General features: G+C 61.2%; 3 protein-coding genes. All 3 read left to right on the top strand.

The genetic code is table 11. The features are described from left to right. The first annotated feature begins 11 nt into the window (after positions 1-11). The gene (locus AC0KVQ_RS16265; RefSeq protein ID WP_473422244.1) at positions 12-1031 is read left to right on the top strand and encodes a TRAP transporter substrate-binding protein; all 1020 of its coding nucleotides are present in this window, start codon (positions 12-14) and stop codon (positions 1029-1031) included. A gap of 2 nt (positions 1032-1033) precedes the next feature. After that, positions 1034-1594 carry a TRAP transporter small permease gene (locus AC0KVQ_RS16260; RefSeq protein ID WP_473422243.1) on the top strand — a complete coding sequence of 187 codons (561 nt, stop codon included), beginning with the start codon at positions 1034-1036 and terminating at the stop codon, positions 1592-1594. Then, positions 1591-2841, top strand: a 1251-nt coding sequence (locus AC0KVQ_RS16255) for a TRAP transporter large permease (protein ID WP_473422242.1), incomplete at its 3' end; no start/stop codon positions are given. The genes AC0KVQ_RS16260 and AC0KVQ_RS16255, both read left to right, overlap by 4 nt.

Here is a 2841-nt window from a genome sequence, read left to right as displayed (position 1 = left end):
AGGAGAAGAGAATGAAGAAAGAAATCATCGACGTATCGCGCCGTAACGTACTGCGTGGCGGCACCCTGCTGGGGGCTACCGCCATCGTCGGCGCCCCGGCCATCGTCGGCGCCGCCAGCCCCATCCGCCTCTCGTTCGGCCACGGTGCCGCCGCCGGCAATCCCCGCTCCGTCGCTGCCGAGAAATTCGCCGAACTGGTCAAGGCCAAGAGCGGCGGTGCCATCGAGGTGATGGTCGCAGGCTCCGCCCAGTTGGGCGATGACAGCGCCCTGCTCACCGGTTTGCGTACCGGCAGTCTGGCCATCTCTGCCAACAGCCAGGGCGCATCCGCCGCCATCGTGCCGGAACTGGCCGCACTCGGCCTGCCTTTCATGTTCAAGGACAGCGCCTCGGCCATCCAGTTGCTCGCCGGCAAGATCGGCCAGCAGCTCAACGCCAAGTTCGATGCCGTCGGTATCGTGCCGATCGGCTGGTGGGATAACGGCATTCGCCACATCACCAACAGCAAGCGCCCGATCAAGACCCCGGATGATCTGAAGGGCATGAAAATCCGTACGCCGAACGATAGCGCAACCGTCGATATCTTCCAGGCACTCGGTGCTGCCACCGCCCAGATCGCGTTTGCCGAACTGTACGTGGCGCTGCAGCAAGGCGTGGTCGATGGCCAGGAGAACCCGCTCGTCAATATCGTCAGCTCCAAGCTGCATGAAGTGAACAAGTTCATCAGCCTGTCGGCGCACAAGTGGGAATCCACCCCGGTGCTGATGTCGAAGATGGCCTGGAAACGCCTGGACAAGAAGGGTCAGGACATCGTCATGGAAGCGATGGCCGAATGTACCAAGCTGCAACTGGGCTTGGTCGACAGCCAGACCGCGAAGCTGCTGGCCGAACTCAAGGCCAATCCGGCCGTGGCCGTCAACGAGGTCGATCTGGCCGCCTTCCGCAAGCGCACGGCCGTGGTGTTCGATAACTGGGAGAAGAAGCCTTTCGGCGCCTTCGTCAAGGATCTGCGTACTGCAGTAGGAGTGTAATCATGCTGGCGACCACGCTTAACCCGCCCCAGACTTCTCCGGTCATCTCCGTGCTCGATGGTATCGACCGTGCCGTCAGCCTGGTATGCCGCAGTGTGGTGTTGGCCACAGGGGTCGCCTTGCTCGTTTCCATCGGAATCGGTGTCGCCGCGCGATATGTTATAGATGTCGGCGGCGTGCACTGGGCCGAAGAGCTGCCCAAGCAGCTCTTCGCTTGGTTCATCATGGCCGGTGTGGTGCTCGCCCTGCAGGGCGGCAACCACATCGCCGTGGACCTGATCATGCGATTCCTCGGAGACAACGGCAAGCGATTCCTGATCGTTTTCATCAACCTCGTCATCTGCGGTGCCTATATCTATATGTTCATGACCGCGATGGAAGTTGCCGACATCACCGCGGCTGAAATCAATCCGATGCTGGGTACGCCGGGCAGTCTGCCCTTCTATTCCCTGGCTGCCGGTTCGGCCCTGACCGCACTGAGTGCATTGTCCCTGGCCCTGCGCGTTGCCGTGCTCGGGCATGAAGCCGCACCGCAACCCAACCCCGAGGAGAGCGTACAATGATTCTCGTCCTGACTCTGGCCTTTTTCGGCCTGCTTATCGTAGCGGTGCCGGTCGGCCACATCCTGGTGATCGCCTCCAGCAGCGCCATCCTGTATGGCGATGAGCTGCCGGTGATGCTGGTGGCGCAGCAGATGGTCGGGCAGACCCTGTCCTTCCCGATGCTGGCGCTTCCCTTCTTCATTCTGTCCGGCAGCCTGATGATGAGCGGCCGTCTCGGGGAGAAGCTGATCGGTTTTGCCACCGAACTGGTGCAGCGTTATCGCGGCGGCCTCGGGTCGGTCAGCGTGCTCGGCAGTTGCGTATTTGGGGGCGTGTCCGGTTCGGCTGTGGCCGATGCCACCGCACTCGGCGGCATGCTGATTCCCTGGCAGAAGCGCGAGGGTTATCCGGCTGGCTTTACTGCGGCCAACAACTCGGCTGCTTCCAGTATCGCCATCCTGATCCCGCCATCGATTCCGTTCATCCTGTATTCGCTGGTATCGAACGTATCCGTGGCCGATCTGTTCGTGGCAGGGGTCTTGCCCGGCATCCTGCTTACCGCCGGCTTTGTCATCGTCAACAACCTGTCGGCGCGTTTCCGTGGCTTCCCGCACATCAAGCAACCGTTTGATCGTGCCAAATGCGCCAAGTTGTTTGTCGAGGCCCTGCCTGCCCTGGTCATGCCGATCATGATTCTGGTGCTGCTGCGATTCGGCTTTGCCACCCCGACCGAAGTTTCGGTATTGGCCGTGTTCTATGCGCTGGCTGCCGGTGTCTTCATCTACCGCGACATGACCTTCGACCGCTTCAAGCATGCCTTGATCGCGGCCGGTTCGGCCACCGGCGTGGTGATGCTGGTGATCATGGGTTCGGCGGTGGTGGGCTGGTTGATGACCTATGCCCAGGTGCCACAAACCTTCGCCAGCTGGTGTCTGAGTACTCTGCATGAACCGTGGCTGATCGTGATGGCCATGATCGTGATCATGCTGATCGCCGGCATGTTCATCGATCTGCCCGCTGCCATCCTGCTGCTCGGCCCGATCTTCGTGCCGCTGTCGCAAGCGATCAACTTCGATCTGACCCAGCTCGGCCTGGTCATGGTGCTCACACTCGCGATCGGTCTCTATACCCCGCCAGTCGGTACCACGCTGTTCATCAGCAGCTCGATCGCCAGAACGTCCATCATCAACTCCACCAAGGAACTGATGCCGTTCTACCTCGTCGCCCTGCTCTCCGTCTTCGCCTTCGCTTACATCCCGGCCCTGACG

The sequence above is a fragment of the Formivibrio sp. oc-25 genome, assembly GCF_055810895.1.
This window is presented reverse-complemented; position numbering and strand designations above follow the sequence as displayed.